This window comes from Hymenobacter busanensis, from assembly GCF_008727865.1.
In the GTDB taxonomy this organism is placed as follows: domain Bacteria; phylum Bacteroidota; class Bacteroidia; order Cytophagales; family Hymenobacteraceae; genus Solirubrum; species Solirubrum busanense.
The window spans coordinates 535,547-553,760 of sequence record NZ_VTWU01000005.1; the positions used below are offsets into that span (position 1 = coordinate 535,547).

General features: G+C 62.9%; 16 protein-coding genes. 7 read left to right on the plus strand and 9 right to left on the minus strand.

From position 1 onward, the window contains the following. Complete coding sequence (gene rhaT, locus F0P96_RS15675; RefSeq protein WP_151079850.1) at nt 1–1,038, minus strand: L-rhamnose/proton symporter RhaT; 1,038 nt, start codon at nt 1,036–1,038, stop codon at nt 1–3. A 220-nt stretch (nt 1,039–1,258) separates the two neighbouring features. Between rhaT and F0P96_RS15680 the strand changes: the two genes are divergently transcribed. The 7 genes from F0P96_RS15680 to F0P96_RS15710 all read left to right on the plus strand — a co-directional run bounded on the left by F0P96_RS15680 (nt 1,259) and on the right by F0P96_RS15710 (nt 10,370). Further along, complete coding sequence (locus F0P96_RS15680) at nt 1,259–3,367, plus strand: bifunctional aldolase/short-chain dehydrogenase (RefSeq protein WP_151079851.1); 2,109 nt, start codon at nt 1,259–1,261, stop codon at nt 3,365–3,367. A 236-nt stretch (nt 3,368–3,603) separates the two neighbouring features. Further along, nucleotides 3,604–4,617, plus strand: coding sequence for a GntR family transcriptional regulator (locus F0P96_RS15685; protein WP_151079852.1), 1,014 nt, complete (start codon nt 3,604–3,606; stop codon nt 4,615–4,617). Nucleotides 4,618–4,789: 172 nt separating this feature from the next. Further along, nucleotides 4,790–6,070, plus strand: a complete 1,281-nt coding sequence (locus F0P96_RS15690) for a sugar isomerase (protein ID WP_151079853.1) — start codon at nt 4,790–4,792, stop codon at nt 6,068–6,070. Then, nucleotides 6,067–7,395: an FGGY-family carbohydrate kinase gene (locus F0P96_RS15695; protein WP_151079854.1), complete on the plus strand. Its 1,329-nt coding sequence runs from the start codon at nt 6,067–6,069 to the stop codon at nt 7,393–7,395. Before F0P96_RS15690 ends, F0P96_RS15695 begins: the two co-directional genes overlap by 4 nt. A gap of 99 nt (nt 7,396–7,494) precedes the next feature. Next, nucleotides 7,495–8,286 carry a (Fe-S)-binding protein gene (locus F0P96_RS15700; RefSeq protein ID WP_151079855.1) on the plus strand — a complete coding sequence of 264 codons (792 nt, stop codon included), beginning with the start codon at nt 7,495–7,497 and terminating at the stop codon, nt 8,284–8,286. Nucleotides 8,287–8,424: 138 nt separating this feature from the next. Beyond that, nucleotides 8,425–9,807, plus strand: a complete 1,383-nt coding sequence (locus tag F0P96_RS15705; protein WP_151079856.1) for a lactate utilization protein B — start codon at nt 8,425–8,427, stop codon at nt 9,805–9,807. Then, nucleotides 9,804–10,370, plus strand: a complete 567-nt coding sequence (locus tag F0P96_RS15710) for a LutC/YkgG family protein (RefSeq protein WP_151079857.1) — start codon at nt 9,804–9,806, stop codon at nt 10,368–10,370. Before F0P96_RS15705 ends, F0P96_RS15710 begins: the two co-directional genes overlap by 4 nt. Before the next feature lie 108 nt (nt 10,371–10,478). Here F0P96_RS15710 and F0P96_RS15715 read toward each other — a convergent pair whose 3' ends face one another. The 8 genes from F0P96_RS15715 to F0P96_RS15745 all read right to left on the minus strand — a co-directional run bounded on the left by F0P96_RS15715 (nt 10,479) and on the right by F0P96_RS15745 (nt 18,144). After that, nucleotides 10,479–11,267 (minus strand): L-fucose dehydrogenase, encoded by a 789-nt coding sequence (locus F0P96_RS15715; RefSeq protein WP_151079858.1) that lies wholly within the window; start codon nt 11,265–11,267, stop codon nt 10,479–10,481. Nucleotides 11,268–11,278: 11 nt separating this feature from the next. Beyond that, the gene (locus F0P96_RS15720; protein WP_151079859.1) at nt 11,279–12,109 is read right to left on the minus strand and encodes an amidohydrolase family protein; all 831 of its coding nucleotides are present in this window, start codon (nt 12,107–12,109) and stop codon (nt 11,279–11,281) included. Further along, the gene (locus F0P96_RS15725; protein ID WP_151079860.1) at nt 12,096–12,953 is read right to left on the minus strand and encodes a fumarylacetoacetate hydrolase family protein; all 858 of its coding nucleotides are present in this window, start codon (nt 12,951–12,953) and stop codon (nt 12,096–12,098) included. The genes F0P96_RS15720 and F0P96_RS15725 overlap by 14 nt, the downstream gene beginning before the upstream one ends. Before the next feature lie 60 nt (nt 12,954–13,013). Beyond that, a complete protein-coding gene (locus F0P96_RS15730) occupies nt 13,014–13,775 on the minus strand; it encodes an SDR family NAD(P)-dependent oxidoreductase (protein ID WP_151079861.1) in 762 nt (253 codons plus the stop codon). Nucleotides 13,776–14,390: 615 nt separating this feature from the next. Beyond that, on the minus strand, nt 14,391–14,612 hold the full coding sequence (locus F0P96_RS21240) for a helix-turn-helix domain-containing protein (RefSeq protein WP_235917492.1): 222 nt from the start codon (nt 14,610–14,612) through the stop codon (nt 14,391–14,393). Beyond that, nucleotides 14,609–15,286, minus strand: a complete 678-nt coding sequence (locus F0P96_RS15735; protein ID WP_235917493.1) for a hypothetical protein — start codon at nt 15,284–15,286, stop codon at nt 14,609–14,611. Before F0P96_RS15735 ends, F0P96_RS21240 begins: the two co-directional genes overlap by 4 nt. Before the next feature lie 76 nt (nt 15,287–15,362). Next, nucleotides 15,363–16,970, minus strand: a complete 1,608-nt coding sequence (locus F0P96_RS15740) for a Na+/H+ antiporter (protein ID WP_151079862.1) — start codon at nt 16,968–16,970, stop codon at nt 15,363–15,365. 178 nt (nt 16,971–17,148) lie between these two features. Further along, nucleotides 17,149–18,144, minus strand: a complete 996-nt coding sequence (locus F0P96_RS15745; protein WP_151079863.1) for an aldo/keto reductase — start codon at nt 18,142–18,144, stop codon at nt 17,149–17,151. Nucleotides 18,145–18,214: the final 70 nt, after the last annotated feature.

The following is an 18,214-nucleotide window of genomic DNA, read 5'->3' on the forward strand; positions in this document are numbered from 1 at the left end:
TTAGGAGCCCAGGTAGTTGCCGTAGCCCACCACCACCGTCGATAACACGACGGTGAGAATACCGAGGCGAATGGTACGCATGGTGGAGGCATTGGCGCCGCGCCATTCGTGCAGGTACAGGCCCCAGAGCGAGCTGAAAGCAATGATGAAGGCCATGTGCAGCGTCCAGCCCGAGAAGCGGTAGTCGCCCATTTTACTGTCGCCCATGCCGTAGAAGAAAAACTGCAGGTACCACGTGAGGCCCGCGGCGGCGCAAAACAGCACGTTGCGCAGCGCGGGCGCCGTGGGGTTGAGGTAGTCGGTGTAGGTCTTGTTCTTGATGTTGAGGTAGATCGTCCAGATGGCGTTGGTGGTCAGGCCGCCGAGCAGGATAACCACCAGCGTGGCGTTGTTGACAAACAGCGGATCGGCGCCGTGTTGTGCGGCCAGCTTGGCAATCGGTTCCCCGGCCGTGAGGCCAAACGAGAAGCAGGCACTCATGATGCCCGAAAACACGGCCACCAGCAGGCCTTTGCGAATGTCGAATTCGCTGATGGACGCCTTTTTCTCTTCCTCCGTCAGGTTCTTTTCCTTCATCATGCCGGCCAGCCCGCAAATGACAATGCCGATGACGCACACCGCCAGCCCCGACACGATAACCTGGCCCGAAGCAGACTGAATGAGCGAGGGAAACGTGCCCTGCCAGATGGGCGGCACCAGCGTGCCGAACACCGCACACAACCCCAGCGTGAAGGCCATGCCCAACGACAAGCCCAAGTAGCGCATCGACAAGCCAAACGTGAGGCCGCCCACGCCCCAGAGCACACCCCAGATGTAGGCCCACATCAGCGTTTCCGGCGGCGCTTGGCGGAGCACTTCAAACAGGTGCGGCACGGTGAGGGAGCCCAGCACCAGCGGCGCAATCAGCCACGACACGATGCCGCCCACCAGCCAATAGCTTTCCCAGGCCCAGCCTTGCACCTTCTTGTAGGGCAAATAGAAGCTGCCGGACGCAAAGCCGCCCAGCGCATGCAAAATAACTCCCCAGATTACGGCCATTGGTACGGTGGTTTTAAGCAAATCTGTTGGTATTCGGGCGGCAAACTCTCCTGTGCACTCCTGAGCGCGGCTGCCTTTTCGGGTGCCCGCCAACGCCCTGAACCAGCGGCATTTTTTTCGGGCAAACAGGAGAGTGCAGGAGGTTGGCGCCTGAGGTGGCGGCGTACTTTGTTGGAAAGCAAACCCCTACCGTTTCCGCGACATCAACCGAAGCGCAATAATGGAAAAAACGCTAACCTTTCAGCACGTCAGCTACCTCTGGGACGAGGCCACGGCGCTCGGGATGAGCGGCGACGAAGTAGCCCTGTTTCTGTACCGCTCGAACCTGCTCGGGGCCGACTTGCGCCTGACCAACTACGCCGGCGGCAACACCTCCTGCAAAATCACCGAAACCGACCCCGTTACCGGCCAGCCCGCCGAGGTCATGTGGGTGAAGGGCTCGGGCGGCGACATCGGTACGCTGACCAAAGCCGGCTGCGCCAACCTGTACGTGGAGAAGCTGCACCAGCTGAAAAACCGCTACCGCGGGTTGGCGTTCGAAGACGAAATGGTGGGGTTGTTTGAATACTGCCTCTTCGACCCCAAGTGCGCCACGCCCAGCATCGACACCCCGCTGCACGGCCTGCTGCCCTTCAAGCACATCGACCACCTGCACCCCGACGCGCTGATTGCCATTGCGGCCAGCAAAGACGGCGAGCAGATCATGAAGGAAATCTGGGGCGACACCATGGGCTGGCTGCCCTGGCAGAAGCCGGGCTTCGACCTGGGCCTGCAGCTGGAGAAAATCGTGGCTGAAAACCCTGGCCTGCGCGGCGTTATCCTCGGCGGCCACGGCCTCTTTACCTGGGGAAACACCAGCTACGAATCCTACATCAACACCCTGGAGGTGATTGAAATGGCCGCCACCTACCTGGAGGCCAACTACGGCAAAAAGGCCCCGGTTTTCGGCGGCGTAAAGCGCGCGCAAACCCTCGATGCCGCCGCGCGCCGCGCCCAGGCCGCCGCCGTAATGCCGGTGCTGCGCGGTTTGGCCTCGGGCCACCGCCGCATGCTCGGTCACTACACCGACGACGCCCGCGTGCTGGAGTTTGTCAACTCCCACGACCTGGCGCGCCTGGCCCAGAAAGGCACCAGCTGCCCCGACCACTTCCTGCGCACCAAAATCCGTCCGCTCGTGCTCGACGCCGACGTGATGCAGGGCGACGCGGCCAGCGTGAAAACCTACCTGGAAGGTCAGTTCGAGGCCTACCGCCAAGACTACGCCGCCTACTACGAGCGCAGCAAGCACCCGAACTCGCCCGCCATGCGCGACCCGAATCCGGTCATCATTCTGTGGCCGGGCGTGGGCTTGTTCAGCTTCGCCAAAGACAAGCAGACCGCCCGCGTGGCCGCCGAGTTCTACACCAACGCCATCAACGTGATGAAGGGTGCCGAGGCGGTGAGTACCTACCAGGGCCTGCCCGAGCAAGAGGCGTTCAACATTGAGTACTGGCTCCTGGAAGAAGCCAAGCTGCAGCGCATGGCCCCGCCCAAGTCGTTGTCGGGCAAGGTGGCTTTTGTGACGGGCGGCACCGGCGGCATCGGCAAAGCCATTTGCGAAGCCCTGCTCCAGCAAGGCGCCTGCGTGGTAGCCGTCGACCGCGACCGGCTGAACGAAACCCAGGACGAGCTGCGCAAGAAGTTCGGCAAAGACAGCGCCTTGAGCGCGCCCATCAACGTGACCGATGCCGGCAGCATTGCCGAGGCGCTGCGCCAGAGCATCCTGCAGTTCGGCGGCGTCGACATCATCGTCAACTGCGCCGGTCTGTCTATCAGCAAGCCGCTGGCCGAAACCACGCAGGCCGACTGGGACATTCTGAACGACGTGCTGGTGAAGGGCCAGTTCCTGGTGAGCCAGGAAGCCGTGGCCATTCTGCGTCAGCAGAAACTCGGGGGCGACATCGTGAACATTGCCAGCAAAAACGGCCTCGTGGCCGGCCCCAACAACGTGGCTTACGGCACGGCCAAAGCGGCGCAGCTGCACATGAGCCGCCTGCTGGCTGCCGAGCTGGGCCCCGACAAGATTCGGGTGAACACCGTGAATCCCGATGCCGTGCTGCGCGGCAGCAAAATCTGGGAAGGCGACTGGGCCGCCGGCCGCGCCAAGGCCTACGGCATTTCGGTGGACGAGCTGCCCGCCCACTACGCCAAGCGCACCCTGCTGGGCGAAGAGCTGCTGGCCGAGGACATTGCCAAAGCCGTGCGCGTATTCGTCGATGGCTCCTTGGCCAAATCCACGGGCAACGTGCTGAACGTGGACGGCGGCGTGGCCATGGCCTTCGTGCGCTAACCGCGTTTCACTCCTGCAACGGCAAAAGCCGGTGCTGCTTTCGGGCGGCGCCGGCTTTTGTTTTGCCAGACACCCAGCTGAATGGCTTGCTGATTGGCCGAAACCAAAAACGGCAAGGCCCCGGCGCGTTTCGTGGAACGCAAAAAGTGGCGAACTTGCCCAACGCCACCCACGCCAGGGCAGCTCTGTTGGCCGAAATCAAGGACAATGGCCTGTGCTCTTTTCTCCCCGTTAGCATGTACAAACTGCAGTTCAAGCCATTCGATAAAACTCCGAAGTACAAGCAGATTGTGCAGTCGGTTATTGCCGATATCGAGCGGGGCGTGCTCAAAAAAGAAGACCAGCTGCCCTCCATCAGCGAGCTGAGCGCCGAATACTACCTAGCCCGTGACACCGTGGAAAAGGCCTACCGCGAGCTGCGGGCGCGGGGTTTCATCACCTCGGTGCAGGGCAAAGGCTACTACGTGCAGGCCAACGACGCGGGCAAGCTGAAGATTCTGCTCGTGTTCAACAAGCTCAGCTCCTACAAGAAAATCATCTACTACGCCTTTCTGAACGCGCTCGGCGACCGGGCTTCGGTGGATTTGCAGATTCACCACCACAGCGCGTCGCTGTTTCAGGAAATCATGGAGAAGAGCCTGGGCAAGTACAACCACTACGTGGTGATGCCCCACTTCACCCAGGACCTCGACAAAGCCGATTACCTGAGCATTCTGAATTCCATTCCGGCCGGCGAGCTGGTGCTGCTCGACAAAGACGTGCCGGGCCTGAAGCACCCGCCGCTGACGGTGTACCAGGACTTCGACAAGGACATTTTCGGGGCCTTGGAAGGCGTGCAGGATTTGATGGAGAAATACCGCCGCCTGGTGCTGGTGCTGCCTGGCGTGGGCAACAACTACCCGGTCGAAATTTTCTGGGGTTTCCGGCTCTACTGCAGCAAGCACAACAAGGAATTCGCCATCAAGGAAAACGCTATGAACGAGGTACTGGAGGCCGGCACCGCCTACGTGGTGGTGGAAACCACCGACTTGGCCGAGCTCATCAAGAAAGTGCGCCAAACGCCGTTTTTGCTGGGGCGCGAAATCGGCATTCTGTCGTTCAACACCAGCACCCTGAAGGAGCTGCTCGGCATCACGGTTATTTCCACCGACTTCGAGGCCATGGGCCAGACCGCCGCGCGCCTGCTGCTGGAAGGCAAGCGCGAGAAAGTGAAGAACCCGTTCTACACCATTCGGCGGGGCTCGTTGTAGCCGGGGGCGAAAAGCCGCGGGTGGCAGGAGAGTTCAGAACAGTTTGGGGCCGGGCCGCCGCTACTTTGCTTACGCTTAGGGCCGGTTCCGTTTGGGCAATGGCTTCGGAGCGGGCGTGGCCGGGTGGCTACACCCCGCTGGGCCGCCCGTTTTTCCTCACGCTTCGTTCTGTATGCTCGCTTCCCAACGCCTCCACGACTTCAACCGTCCGCTGCAGGACGACCACCAGTTTCGGCTGACCTACACGCAGGACTTGCTGGGCCGCCGCGGCCTCGACGTGCAGGACATCGTGCGCCGCCTCGTCGCGTTTCAGGTGGCCATTCCGAGCTGGGCGCTGGGCACCGGCGGCACGCGCTTCGGCCGCTTCCCGCTGGGCGGCGAGCCGCGCAGCCTCGAAGAAAAGCTGGAAGATGTGGGCCTGCTCAACCAGCTCAACGGCTCGTCGAATTCCATTTCCCTGCACATTCCCTGGGATATTCCGCAGGACGTGGCGGCCCTGCAGCAGCAGTTGCAGGAGCAGCGGCTGACCATCGACTCGGTGAATTCCAACACCTTTCAGGATCAGAAAGAGCAGCCGGCTTCCTACAAGTTTGGCTCGCTCAGCCACACCGAGCAGGCCGCCCGCGAGCAGGCCATTCAGCACAACATCGAGTGCGTGCGCCACGGCGAGGCGCTGGGTGCCAAAACGCTGACCGTGTGGCTGGCCGACGGCTCCAACTTCCCCGGGCAGCAGCACTTCCGCCACGCCTACCAGCGCACCGCCGATTCGCTGGCCGCCATCTACGAGGCCATGCCCTCCGACTGGACGATGCTCATCGAGTACAAGCCCTACGAGCCGAATTTCTACTCGATGGTGATTCCCGACTGGGGCACTTCGTACTCGCTTTGCCAGCAGCTGGGCCAGCAGGCGCAGGTATTGGTCGATTTGGGCCACCACTTGCCCAACACCAACATCGAGCAGATTGTGGGCCGCCTGCTGCACTTCGGGCGCCTGGGCGGCTTCCACTTCAACGGCTCCATGTACGGCGACGACGACCTGACCACGGGCAGCATGAAGCCTTTCCAGCTGTTCCTCATCTTCAACGAGCTGGTGGACGGCGCCCGCGACGAGGCCGTGACCAACGCCGCCGTGGCCTACATGATTGACGCCAGCCACAACACCAAAGACCCGCTCGAAGACCTGCTCCAGTCGGTAGAAAACATATTGGGTGCTTATGCCAAGGCCCTGCTCGTCGACCGCGCGCTGCTGGCCGACTACCAGGCCGCCAACGACGTGGTGCGCGCCGAAGAGCTGCTGCGCGACGCGTTCCTGACCGATGTACGGCCGCTGGTGCAGGAGGCCTACTGCCAGAGCGGCGGCGCCCTCGACCCCATCGGGGCCTACCGCGCCGAGCGCATCCGGGAGCAGCTGATTCGGCAGCGCGGCAAACTGAGCCTTTCCACCGGCCTATGAAAAAGTCGATTTACGCCGTGTTCGACGTTGGCAAAACCAACAAGAAACTGATTCTCTTCGACGAGGACCGGCAGATTATCGAAGAAAAGCAGCACGTGTGCCTCGAAACCGTGGACGAAGACGGCTTCCCGTGCGAAAGCCTGACGCGCCTCACCCAGTGGGTGCAAACACACTGGCACGCGCTGCGCACCAACCCGCACTACCACGTGAAGGGCGTGAATTTCACGTCGTACGGGGCCAGCTTTGTGCACTTGGGCGCCAACGGCCAGCCGGTGCTGCCGCTCTACAACTACCTCAAGCCGCTGCCCGCGCAGTGGAGCACCCGGTTCTACGATGCGCTGGGCCAGACGCCCGAGGAGTTTGCCGCCGAAACCTGCTCGCCCCGGCTCGACATGCTTAACTCGGGCCTGCAGCTGTACTGGCTGAAATACGCCCGCCCCGAGCACTACGCCCGCATCCGCACTTCGCTGCATTTGCCGCAGTACCTCTCGTACCTCATCACGGGCGAGGCCTTCAGCGACTACACTTCCGTGGGCTGCCACACCAGCCTGTGGGACTTCAACCGTCAGCACTACCACGACTGGGTGCTGCGCGAAGGCATCGACGAGAAGCTGGCGCCGCTCACCACCGACTCGGTGGCCGCCGTGGTCGACGGCGTGCTGGTGGGCGTGGGCCTGCACGACAGCTCGGCGGCCGTGCTGCCGTATTTGCTGCAAACCGAGGAGCCGTTCTTGCTGGTGTCTACCGGCACCTGGGCCATTACGCTCAACCCCTTCAACGACCAGCCGCTCACGCCCGAGCTGCTGCGCCGCGACTGCCTGAGCTACCTCTCGCCGAAGGGCCACATGACCAAGGCCGCGCGCGTGTTTTTCGGGCGGGAGCACGACTACCAGGTGGAGCGCATTGCCAACTACTTCCACGTGCAGCCCGATTTCTTCCACTCCCTGGTGCTGGCCCGCCCCTACGACGAGGCCTCGCACCGGTTCCGGCCGTGGTGCATGGTGGGCACCGGCCCGTTTCCCGAGCAGCCGGCCGAAGAGTGGGACCTGTCGGTGTTCAAAACCGCTGGCGACGCCTACCAACACCTCATGCACGGCCTGATCGACATCCTGAAGGAATCTATCAACCTGATTCGGCAGGACGAGAAAATCCTGTACGTCGACGGCGGCTTTGCCCGCAACCCGCCCTTCATGCAGGTGCTGAGCTGGCATTTCCCCGAGCTGGACATTCGCACGCTGGAAGTGCCGCAGGCCACGGCGTTGGGTGCTTTGTCGCACCTGGTGCAGGGCGAAGCGTGGTCGAAAACGCAGCCGTTGTTTACCTAACGCGTTGCCCGGTGCGGGTTGTCGGTTGCCAGGGCGTTCGATGAAAATCGGCTGAACGACTACCGGTAACTGGCAATGCGTAACGGGCAGCAGACTCCCATGAAAGTAGGCTTATTCATTCCGTGCTACGTCGACCAGTTTTACCCGCAGCTGGGCATTGCCACGTACCAATTGCTGGAAAAACTGGGTGTGCGGGCTGATTTTCCGCGCCAGCAAACCTGCTGCGGCCAGCCCATGGCCAACACCGGCTGCGAGCAGGACGCCAAACCGGTGTACCGCCATTTCGCCCGCACCTTCGCCGGCTACGACTACGTGGTGGCGCCCTCGGGCAGCTGCGTGTACCACGTGCGCAAGCACTACGACGTGGTGGAGCAAACTCCCGAGGTGCAGCGCGTGCGCCAGTCCACCTATGATTTGTTCGACTTCATTACCTCGGTATTGGGCGTAACGGAGCTGCCGGGCCGCTTTCCGCACAAAGTAGGCCTGCACCTGAGCTGCCACGGGCAGCGCGGCCTGCACCAGGCCAACGAGTCGGAAATGACGCCGGTGCGCGACGGGCAGCTAAGCCGGCTGCTGCGCTCGGTCGACGGCCTGGCCCTGACTGAATTGAACCGCAACGATGAGTGCTGCGGCTTCGGCGGCACCTTCTGCATCACCGAAGAAGCCGTGTCGGCGCGCATGGGGCAGGATAGGGTGCAGGACCACCTGCAGAACGGTACCGAGGTGCTGACCGGCGGCGACATGTCCTGCCTGATGCACCTGGAAGGTATTGTGCGCCGCCGTCAGCTACCGATGCGCGTGCTGCACGCGGCCGAAATCTTCAACGCGGCGTTAGCGCAGCCCAGCAAGCCGGTTTCGACCTTCGTACCCGGCGCGGTGGTTGCGTTGTAGCACGTAGTGGTAGTACGACTCCCAAAGTCGTACTACCACTATCGTTGAACGACCATGGCATCTCCGCTTCGTCCCAACATCAGCAACGATAGTGGTAGTGCGACTTTGGGAGTCGTACTACCACTGCGCCCCAAATCCATGAACCACCCCCAACGAGCGGCCGTCTTCACCAGCGACGCGGAGCGTACCACCTGGCACGACGAAACGCTCTGGTTTGTACGCCAGAAGCGCGACAAGGCCGTGTACGCCATTCCGGAGTTCCAGCAGCTGCGCCAGTTGGCTTCCGACATCAAGGAGCACACCCTCAGTCGCCTTGATGAGTACCTGGAGCAGTTTGAGCGCAACGCCCAGGCCAACGGCGTGCAGGTGCACTGGGCCGCCGACGCCGCCGAGCACAACCGCATCGTGCTCGGCATTATGCGCGGCGTGGGCGCTACCAGCCTCGTGAAAAGCAAATCGATGCTCACCGAGGAATGCCACCTCAATCCGTTTCTGGTGCAGAACGGCATTGCGGTGGTTGACACCGACCTGGGGGAGCGGATTGTGCAGCTGCGCGAGGAGGCGCCCAGCCACCTGGTGCTGCCAGCCATTCACCTCAAGAAGGAAGACGTGGGCGAGACCTTTCACCTGCACTTGGGCACGCCCAAGGGCGAGAAAGACCCGCAGGCGCTGACCGAGGCGGCCCGCCTGCACCTGCGCGAGAAGTTTCTCGTCGGGCAGGTCGCCATTACCGGCGTCAACTTTGCCATTGCCGAAACCGGGGCCGTGGTGGTGTGCACCAACGAGGGCAACGCCGACCTGGGCGTGAACCTGGCGCAGGTACACATTGCCTGCATGGGCCTGGAGAAGCTCATCCCGCGCACCGCCGATTTGGGCGTGTTCACGCGGCTGCTGGCCCGCAGCGCCACCGGGCAGCCCGTCACCACCTACACCTCGCACTTTGCCAAGCCCGCGCCCGGCCGGCAGATACACATCGTCATCGTCGACAACGGCCGCACACGGCAGCTGGGCCGGCCCGACTTCCGCGCTTCGCTCAAGTGCATTCGGTGCGGGGCCTGCATGAACACCTGCCCGGTGTACCGGCGCAGCGGCGGCCACAGCTACGATTTTACCGTGCCCGGCCCCATCGGCGCCATTCTCTCGCCCAATATCGACCTGCATCAGCACAGCTCCCTGCCATTTGCCAGCACGCTCTGCGGCTCCTGCACCGACGTGTGCCCGGTCAAAATCGACATCCACACCCAGCTCTACAAGTGGCGGCAGCTCATTGCGCAAGCCAACGAGCTACCTGCCGCCAAGAAGTGGGGCATGAAGCTGCTGAGCAGCGTGCTGGCCCGCCCCGGCGTCTACCGCTTCGGTGGCAAGGTAGCCCGCGAGGGACTCCGGCTGCTGCCCCACGGCCTCACCCACGCTACCGCTTTCAACCCCTGGGCCAAGGCCCGCGAACTGCCCGAAGCCCCCAAGCAGAGCTTCCGCGAGTGGTTTGAGCAGCAATCCTCCATCCCAACCGGCCAAGCATGAGCAGCTCCCGCGAATCCATTCTGGCCGCTGTGCGCGCCAACCGCCCGCCTGCTACCGCCCTGCCGCCCGTCGCCGATTTCGGGGGCGAAGCGTCGGTGGAGCGGTTCACCGAGTGGCTGCACTTCATCGGTGGCCAGGTAGTGCGCCTGGCACCCGACCAGCCCCTGGAAGATGCCGTGCAGCAGCTCTTCCCCAAGGCCGTTCGCATTGCCTCCAACCTGCTGCCGGCCACGGTGCCTGTAAATGGGCAAACGACTACCGAAGTACTGGAAGCCGTGGATTTGGCCGTGCTGCAGGGTGAGCTGGGAGTGGCCGAAAACGGCGCCGTGTGGGTGCCCGAGGCCAACATGCTGCACCGGGCCCTGCCCATGATTACGCAGCACCTGGCGCTGGTGCTCGACCACCGCCACATCGTGGCAACCATGCACCATGCCTACGCCGCCGTGCAGCATACCGGCGCCTACGGCGTGTTCATTGCCGGCCCTTCCAAAACGGCCGATATCGAGCAGTCCTTGGTGATTGGGGCGCACGGGGCGCGTAGCCTCGTGGTACTGCTACGATAAGTAGTAAACCAGCCGTCATCTTGGGCAGCGCGAAGGGCCTTCTCACCGCTGAACGATAAGTTCTGGCGAGAGAAGGCCCTTCGCGCTGCTCAGGATGACTTTTATTTGCTACGCGTTAGCCAGCGCCCGGTCGAGGTGCACGTAGCCGCCGTCGACGTGGATGATTTGGCCGGTGGTATGGCTGCTGCGGGGCGAGAGCAGAAAAGCCACGGCATTGGCCAGTTCTTCCGGCGTGGTCATGCGGTTTTCCAGTGGAATCTTGCTGGTGATTTCGCGCAGCTTTTCCTCGGGGTTGGGCAAGGTTTGAATCCAGGTTTCGTAGGCTGGGGTCCAGCTTTCGGCCACCACCACCGCATTCACGCGGATGCCGTACTTGAGCAGCTCCACGGCCCATTCGCGCGTCAGGGCGTTGCGGGCGCCGTTGGCGGCGGCGTAGGCCGAGGTGTTGCCCTGGCCGGTCTCGGCCGTTTTTGACGTGATGTTGAGGATGGCGCCCTTGCTTTTGATGAGCTCGGGCAGCGCGTGGTGGGCCAGCAGGTAGTAGTGCACCACGTTGCGGTGCAGGCTCTGCATAAACCGGGCGTAGTCGCCGTGCTCCAGCCCCACGCCGTCGTTGACGCCGGCGTTGTTCACCAGCCCATCGATGCGGCCGAACTGCTCGATGACGGCTTGCACCGCCCGCTCGCACTCCGCCGGCTCCGACAACTCGGCTGCCACTTGCCCGGCCCGGCCACCCGCCGCTTCCACCGCCGCTACCACCTTCCGGTTATCTTCCTCACTGCGGCCGATGATGACCGGCACCGCTCCCTCGGCGGCCAACACCCGCACAATGCCTTCGCCGATGCCCTTGGCGCCGCCGCTCACGATAATTACTTTGTTCTGAAGCTCCAGGTTCATGCGGGGAGAGGTTATAGGCGGTAAAACTGGGTGGCCGTGTCGCCCCAGAAATGGGCTTGCTCGGCGGCCGAAAAGCTGCGCAGGTAGTCTTCCAGCAGCGCAAATGCCCGGCTGTAGCCACCGGCCACGTTGCACACGGGCCAGTCGGAGCCATACATCAGCCGCTGGGGGCCGAAGGCTTCGAAAGCGGCGTCGAGGTACGGGCGGAAGTCGGCGGGCTGCCAGCCGTGCCAATCGGCTTCCGTTACCAGGCCCGATACTTTGCAGAGCACGTTTTCGCGGGCCGCCAATTTGCGTAGTTGCTGCCGCCACGGCTCCAGCGTGCCGGCTTTGATGAGCGGTTTGGCCAAGTGGTCGACCACGAAAGGCTGGGTGGAAAACGCGTCAGCCAGCTCGGCAGCGTAGACCAATTGGTCGGGCAGAATGAGCAGGTCGTAGGCGAAGCCGTATCGGTATAACTCCCCGATGCCGCGCCGAAAAGCGGGCGTGAGCATCAGGGCGCGGTCGGCTTCGCCTTGCAGCACGTGGCGGAAACCTTTCAGTTGCTCGAAGTGCTGAAAGTGCGCCAGTCGCTCCGCAATGTCGTCGGCTTGCAAATCGACCCAACCGACGACGCCCTTGATGAAACTGTGCGCGGCGGCCAATTCCAGCAGAAACCGGGTTTCCTGCTCCGACTGGCTGGCCTGCACCGCCACGCAGCCGTCGAGGCGGTGCTGTTGCAGCAGCGGCAGCAGGTCGTCGGGCCCGAAGTCGCGCTGGATAACGGCCATGTCGGGCGTTATCCAGGCGTCGCGCACCGGGTCGAACTGCCAGAAGTGCTGGTGGGCGTCAATTCTGGCCATACGCCTTCAGCATTTGCCGCGAAGTGCCCAAGCCGTCGATGCCCAACTCCACCACGTCGCCGGGCTGCAGGTACACGGGCGGGCTCATGCCCAAGCCCACGCCTGCCGGCGTGCCGGTGGAAATGACGTCGCCGGGCAGCAGGGTCATAAACTGGCTGATGTAGCTGATCAGGTGCGGAATGCGGAAGATGAATTCGGCCGTGGTGCCGTCCTGCATCATGCGCCCGTTCACCGACAGCCACAGGCGCAGGTTGTCGATGTCGCCCAACTCGTCGGCGGTAGCCAGCCAGGGGCCGATGGGCGCGAAGGTGTCGCAGCCTTTGCCCTTGTCCCAGGTGCCGCCGCGCTCAATCTGAAATTCGCGCTCCGATACGTCGTTGTGCAGGGCGTAGCCGGCAATGTAGTCGGCGGCATCGGCTTCTTCCACATACGACGCCCGCTTGCCCATAACCACGGCCAGCTCTACTTCCCAGTCGGTTTTCACCGAGTTGCGCGGGATGATAATGTCGTCGTTGGGGCCAATAAGCGCGGTTGTCGATTTCATGAACAGCACCGGCTCGGCGGGCGGGGTGGCGCCGGTTTCGCGGGCGTGGTCGGCGTAGTTGAGCCCCACGCACACGATTTTGCTGGGCCGGGCCACCGGCGAACCAAGGCGCACGTCGTCGGCCACCACGGGCAGCTGGCCGGGGCCGTTGCGGATGATTTCGGCCAGTTTCTGCAGCCCGTTCTGCGCGAAAAACTGTTCGTTGTAATCGGCGAAGTGGGCCGACACATCGTAGCGCGTGCCGTTGAGTAAGACGCCGGGTTTTTCCTGGTCGGGCTGGCCGAAGCGGATAAGTTTCATTCGGTGGTGTGGGGGTAGTAGCGTGTTGATTGGCCATCGGTGCCGGCCAAAAACGGATTCCTAGGTGTTCAGCTTGATGAAGCCGCCGTCGAGCGGGTAGTCGCAACCGGTTACGAAGCCGGCTTCGTCGGAGCAGAGGTACAGCGCCAGGGCGGCTACTTCTTCGGGCTTGCCCATGCGGCCGATGGGCTGGCTTTGGGAGAGCTTGTCGAAGATTTCGGCCTCCTGGCCCGCGTAGTTCTTGGCAATGAATCCATCGACGAAGGGCGTGTGTACCCGGGCCGGCGACACGCTGTTGCAGCGGATGTTATCGGCCAAGTAGTCGCGCGCTACCGACAAGGTCATGGCGAAAATGGCGCCCTTGCTCATGGAGTAAGCGAATCGGTCGGTAAGGCCCACGTGCGCGGCAATCGACGCCAGGTTCAGAATGGCCCCGCCGTGCTGCTTCATGAGCGGTACCGCGGCGTGCAGGCAATTGTAGGCGCCCTTCACATTTACCTGGTACACACGCTCAAAGTCGGCCTCGGCGGTATTCTCCACGTTGCCCACGTGGGCAATGCCGGCGTTGTTGACGAGAATATCGACCCGGCCGATGGCGGCAAACGTGGCCGCTACCTGCGCCTGCTGGCTCACGTCGGCGGCGTGTACCTGCACCCGGCCGCCCTGCGCGGCAATTTCGTCGGCCGTAGCCTGGCCCGCCGCGGCGCTCAACTCGATGATGTGGACACTAGCGCCCTGGCGGGCAAACAGCTGGCTGATGGCCCGGCCAATGCCGCTGCCCCCGCCGGTGATGACGGCCGTTTTGCCGCTTAAGTTGAACATGGAGAAGAAGTGGAAATGTATGAAACGTGGTGCCTGCTGCCGGGTGAATCAAGAGGGGTGCCTAGGCTGCTGGCGGGCTACCCGCTAACATAAACAAGCCACCCAGGTACCGAACCAAGGTGGCAGAAAAGCGGGCGAAAAACGGGGCCGGAGTTATCCGGCGTGCTATCCAATGGGAATTGCGCCCTGCTTGCATAGGGTGGAATGAGAGCGTACAAGCCATTCAGCGGCCGGGCAAACGCCGAATGGAAACCGTGGGGAAAGGCTTTTGACGTGACGCGTGGCTCAGGTTTCCCTTGTGCGGTTCCCAGGCCGCGTTTCCCCTCCTTGCCACGCGTCCGTCAAAAACTCATTTCATTCACTCATTCCAAAGCTGCACGTTGTTGAGCGTCAAACCTTCCCGCACCTACCTGCCCTCAGAAAATAAATCGACCACGAGCAGCCGGCGTACAGGCTGGGAGCTTGCGGTGTATGGAGTTTGCGTCAGCCGCGTTGCCAGCAGGCACACGCGGGGCTGCTGGCAACACGACCGCGCAGCAGTTTGGTCATACATGGCTGCCGGGCGCTGGCACGTTTGGCTGCTTGCCAGCGCCCGGCTATGGATGAGTCGCCTGATCAGGTGGCTTTGCGGAAGGCCAGCGGGGTGGTGCCGGTGTGCTTCTTAAAGAAGTTGTTGAAGTAGGTCGGGTACTCAAAGCCCAGGCTGTAGGCAATTTCGGCCGTGCTCCAGGAGGTGTGGTGCAGTAGGGCCTTGGCCTCGCCGATGATGCGCTCGGCAATGTGTACGGTGGTTGGCTTGCCCGTCGCCTCCTTCACGGCGCGGTTCAGGTGGTTCACGTGCACGGCCAGCTGGTTGGCAAAGCCTGGGCCGATTTCAGCGGCAGCGCCTGCTGAGGGCTTTCCACCGGAAACATCCGCTCCAACAGCTCCTGAAACAGCGCCGTGATGCGCGAGGAGGCGTTTTTGTGCTGCACAAAGCTCTCCGTCGGCTGCATGCGCAGGGCCTCGTGGATCAGCAGCTGAATGTAGGTCCGAATCAGGTCGTTCTTGAACAGGTAGCCGGTATCCTGCTCGGCCGGGATTTTCTGAAAGATGCTCTTGGCGTAGGCCGCCTGCTCGTCGCCAAGGTGGAAGATGGGCGTGCCACCGACCTTGAACAGCGGCGACTGATGCAGGCTTTCCGACCGGTCGTTTTCCTTCATGAACGCCTCCGTGAACAGGAAGGAGTAGCCCTTCAGCCGCGGGGCCTGCAGCTCAAGAGAGTAGGGAATGTGCGGGTTGGCAAACAGCAGGCTGTTGCCGCTGATGTCGATGCTGCGGTCGGCGTAGTGCACCGTGCAGGGGCTGGTCATCAGGGCCACCTTGTAGAAGTCGCGGCGGCGGTACGTGGGGCCGGGGTTTACGGCCGTATCGACTTCGTAAGCCTTAAAGCCCGTCAGCTTTAGCTCTTGGGCACTCACGCCCTGGTGGGTGCCTGCGGCGGGGGGCGTGGTAGCGGGTTGGTGGGTCATGGGGTGAGTGGCAAACGGCGGCATCGGGCCGAACCAGCGGCGCCGGGGAAGAAAGCAAAAAGGCCGGGCAGCCCGGCTACGGCGTTCCGGCCGCGGGCAGCTGCTTTTCCTGCAGCTTCAACTCCTCCAGATCAAGCAAGGCCAGGTGCTTGCGAATCAGCTCCTCGTCGAGTTCGGCCCGCCGGTTGAGCTCGTGCAGCCGGCTGCGCTGCCGCGCCAGCAGGTCGGCGTAGAGCAGCTGAAATTGCCTTAGCTCGTTTTCCGTGTGCTGCTTTCTGCCGGCGGGCGCCTGCTCGTAGGCGGTCAGGTCGAGCTGCAGCCGCGTGTGCAGGTTCTGCAGGTAGCGGTTGGGGCCGGTCTGGGCTGCCACAAACTCCAGCGCCTGCCGGGCAAGCGTCTGCCGGATGAGCCGCTCCTGGTACGCTTCGGGCAGGGTATTCGGGAATTCATCGGGCTGCAGCTTCCGGATCAGCCAGGGCAGGGTGAGTCCCTGAAACACCAGCGTGACGAGAATGACCACGAAGGTGACAAACAGAATCAGGTTGCGGTACGGAAAAGGCTGCCCGGCGGGCGTGAGGAGCGGAATGGAAAGGGCCGCCGCCAACGACACCACCCCGCGCATGCCCGCCCAGCCGATAACAGTGGGGCCTCGCCAGCCCGGGTTGGCCACGGCCACGGTGATGAAATGGCTGGCCAGGCGGGTAAACTGCGCCGCGCCAAATGCGCACAGCAGCCGCGTGACAACGAGCACCAGCGAAATGAGCAGGCCATAGCCGATGGCGCTGCCCAGGCTAATGCCGCCGAGCTGCCGGGTAATGACGGGCAACTGCAGACCGATCAGCAAAAACACCAGGCCGTTCAGCACAAAGCTGAGCACCGTCCACACGTTCACGCCCTCGATGCGGCTGCGGTACGAAAGCAGGATGTGGCGCTGGTTGGACAGCAACAAACCGCCGGCCACCACGGCCAGCACCCCGGAGTAGTGAAAGTACTCGGCGGCGTAGTACATGCAGTAGGGCGTCACCACCGTCAGCACTACCTCAATGCTGGGCGTGGTGGGCAGCCAGCGGTGAATGGCGTAGAAAACAAGGCCTACGAGCAAGCCAATCAGCGTGCCCAGCACAATAACCAGCACAAAGCTCAGGGCAGCTTCGCCAGCGTGAAACTGCCCCGTCAGCACAGCCGCCAGCGCAAACCGGAACACCACCAGCGAGGAGGCATCGTTGAGCAGACTCTCCCCTTCGATGATGCTGACCAGCGGCTTGGGTACTTGCACCTGCCGCATGATGGTGGTAGCCGAAATGGCGTCGGGGGGCGAGATGATGCCGCCCAGCAGAAAGCCCAGCGCCAGCGTAAAGCCCGGAATCAGCCAGTGCGACACCACGGCTACCACGCAGGAGGTGAGCACCACGATGGGGAAGGCGAAGGAGATAATTACCCGTCGCCAGCGCCAAAATTCCTTCCACGAGGTTTGCCAGGCCGCTTCGTAGAGCAAGGGCGGCAGAAAGAGAAAGAAAACGACTTCCGGCTCGATGACGATGTTGGCAAACTGGGCCGTGAAGCTGAAGCCCAAACCGCCCAGCACCAGCACAATCGGGTAGGCCACGCGCAGCTTGCCCGCCAGCATCACCAGCGCCAGGATGATGAGAACCAGGCAGACGAACTCGAACAACTGGCTTTGCATAGCTGGCGGCTGAAAAAAGAAAAACACGGCACGTCCACGGCGGAGCATTTGGGCATCCGCTTGGCGTCAAACCAGGCTTGGTGCCCCATCAGCGCATCCTGCTGAGCGACCCTGAATCTAAACCATCGGCGGGATTTTGCGAGTTGGGCTGGCGGGTGGTGGGGGCGCAGAACCCGGCTTAGCGGTTGATCATTTTCTGCTGCGCTTCGGCGTAGCGGGCGCCCTGCACGGCTATTTGCGCCGCCGCTTCCTCAATCTGGCGCAGGTCGTCGGCCGATAGCTGCAAACTGGCACCACCCAGGTTTTCCTCGAGGCGGTGCAGCTTGGTGGTGCCGGGAATGGGCACAATCCACGGCTGCTGAGCCAGAAGCCAGGCCAGCGCAATCTGGGCCGGCGTGGCCTGCTTTTCCTGGGCAATGCGGCCGAGCAAGTCTACCAGCGCTTGGTTGGCTTTGCGGTTTTCGGGGTTGAAGCGCGGCACGGTGTTGCGGAAGTCCGACTTGTCAAACTCAGTCTTCTCGTCGATTTTGCCGGTCAGAAAGCCCTTGCCCAGCGGGCTGAACGGTACGAAGCCGATGCCCAGCTCCGCCAGCGTGGGCAGAATGGCCTCTTCCGGTTCGCGCCACCACAGCGAGTATTCGCTCTGCAAGGCGGCCACGGGCTGCACGGCGTGCGCCCGGCGGATAACCTCCACGCCCGCCTCGCTCAGGCCGAAGTGCATCACCTTGCCTTCCCGGATCAGGTCCTTCACTGCCCCGGCCAAGTCCTCGATGGGCACCGCGGGGTCGACGCGGTGCTGGTACAACAGGTCGATATGGTCGGTGCCCAAGCGCTTGAGCGAGCCTTCCACGGCCCGCCGGATGTGCTCGGGGTGGCTGTTCAGGCCGCCGCGGTTCTGGCCTGTGGCCGGGTCGATGTCGAAGCCGAACTTGGTGGCAATGACCACCTGCCCGCGGAAAGGCGCCAATGCCTCGCCCACCACGTTTTCGTTGGTGAACGGGCCGTACACCTCGGCCGTGTCGAAAAAGGTCACGCCGCGCTCCACAGCGGCCCGAATCAGCTTGATGGCATCCTGCTTGTCGGTGGCAGGGCCAAGGCCGAAGCTCAGGCCCATGCAGCCCAGCCCGAGGGCCGATACTTGCAGGCCGCTGCGGCCCAATTGTCGCGTTTGCATAATTGGTTGTGTTTAAGAGCGTGTTGGGGATTAGGTAATGCGATTTAAGCAAAGCGTGATGTTGGCCCAC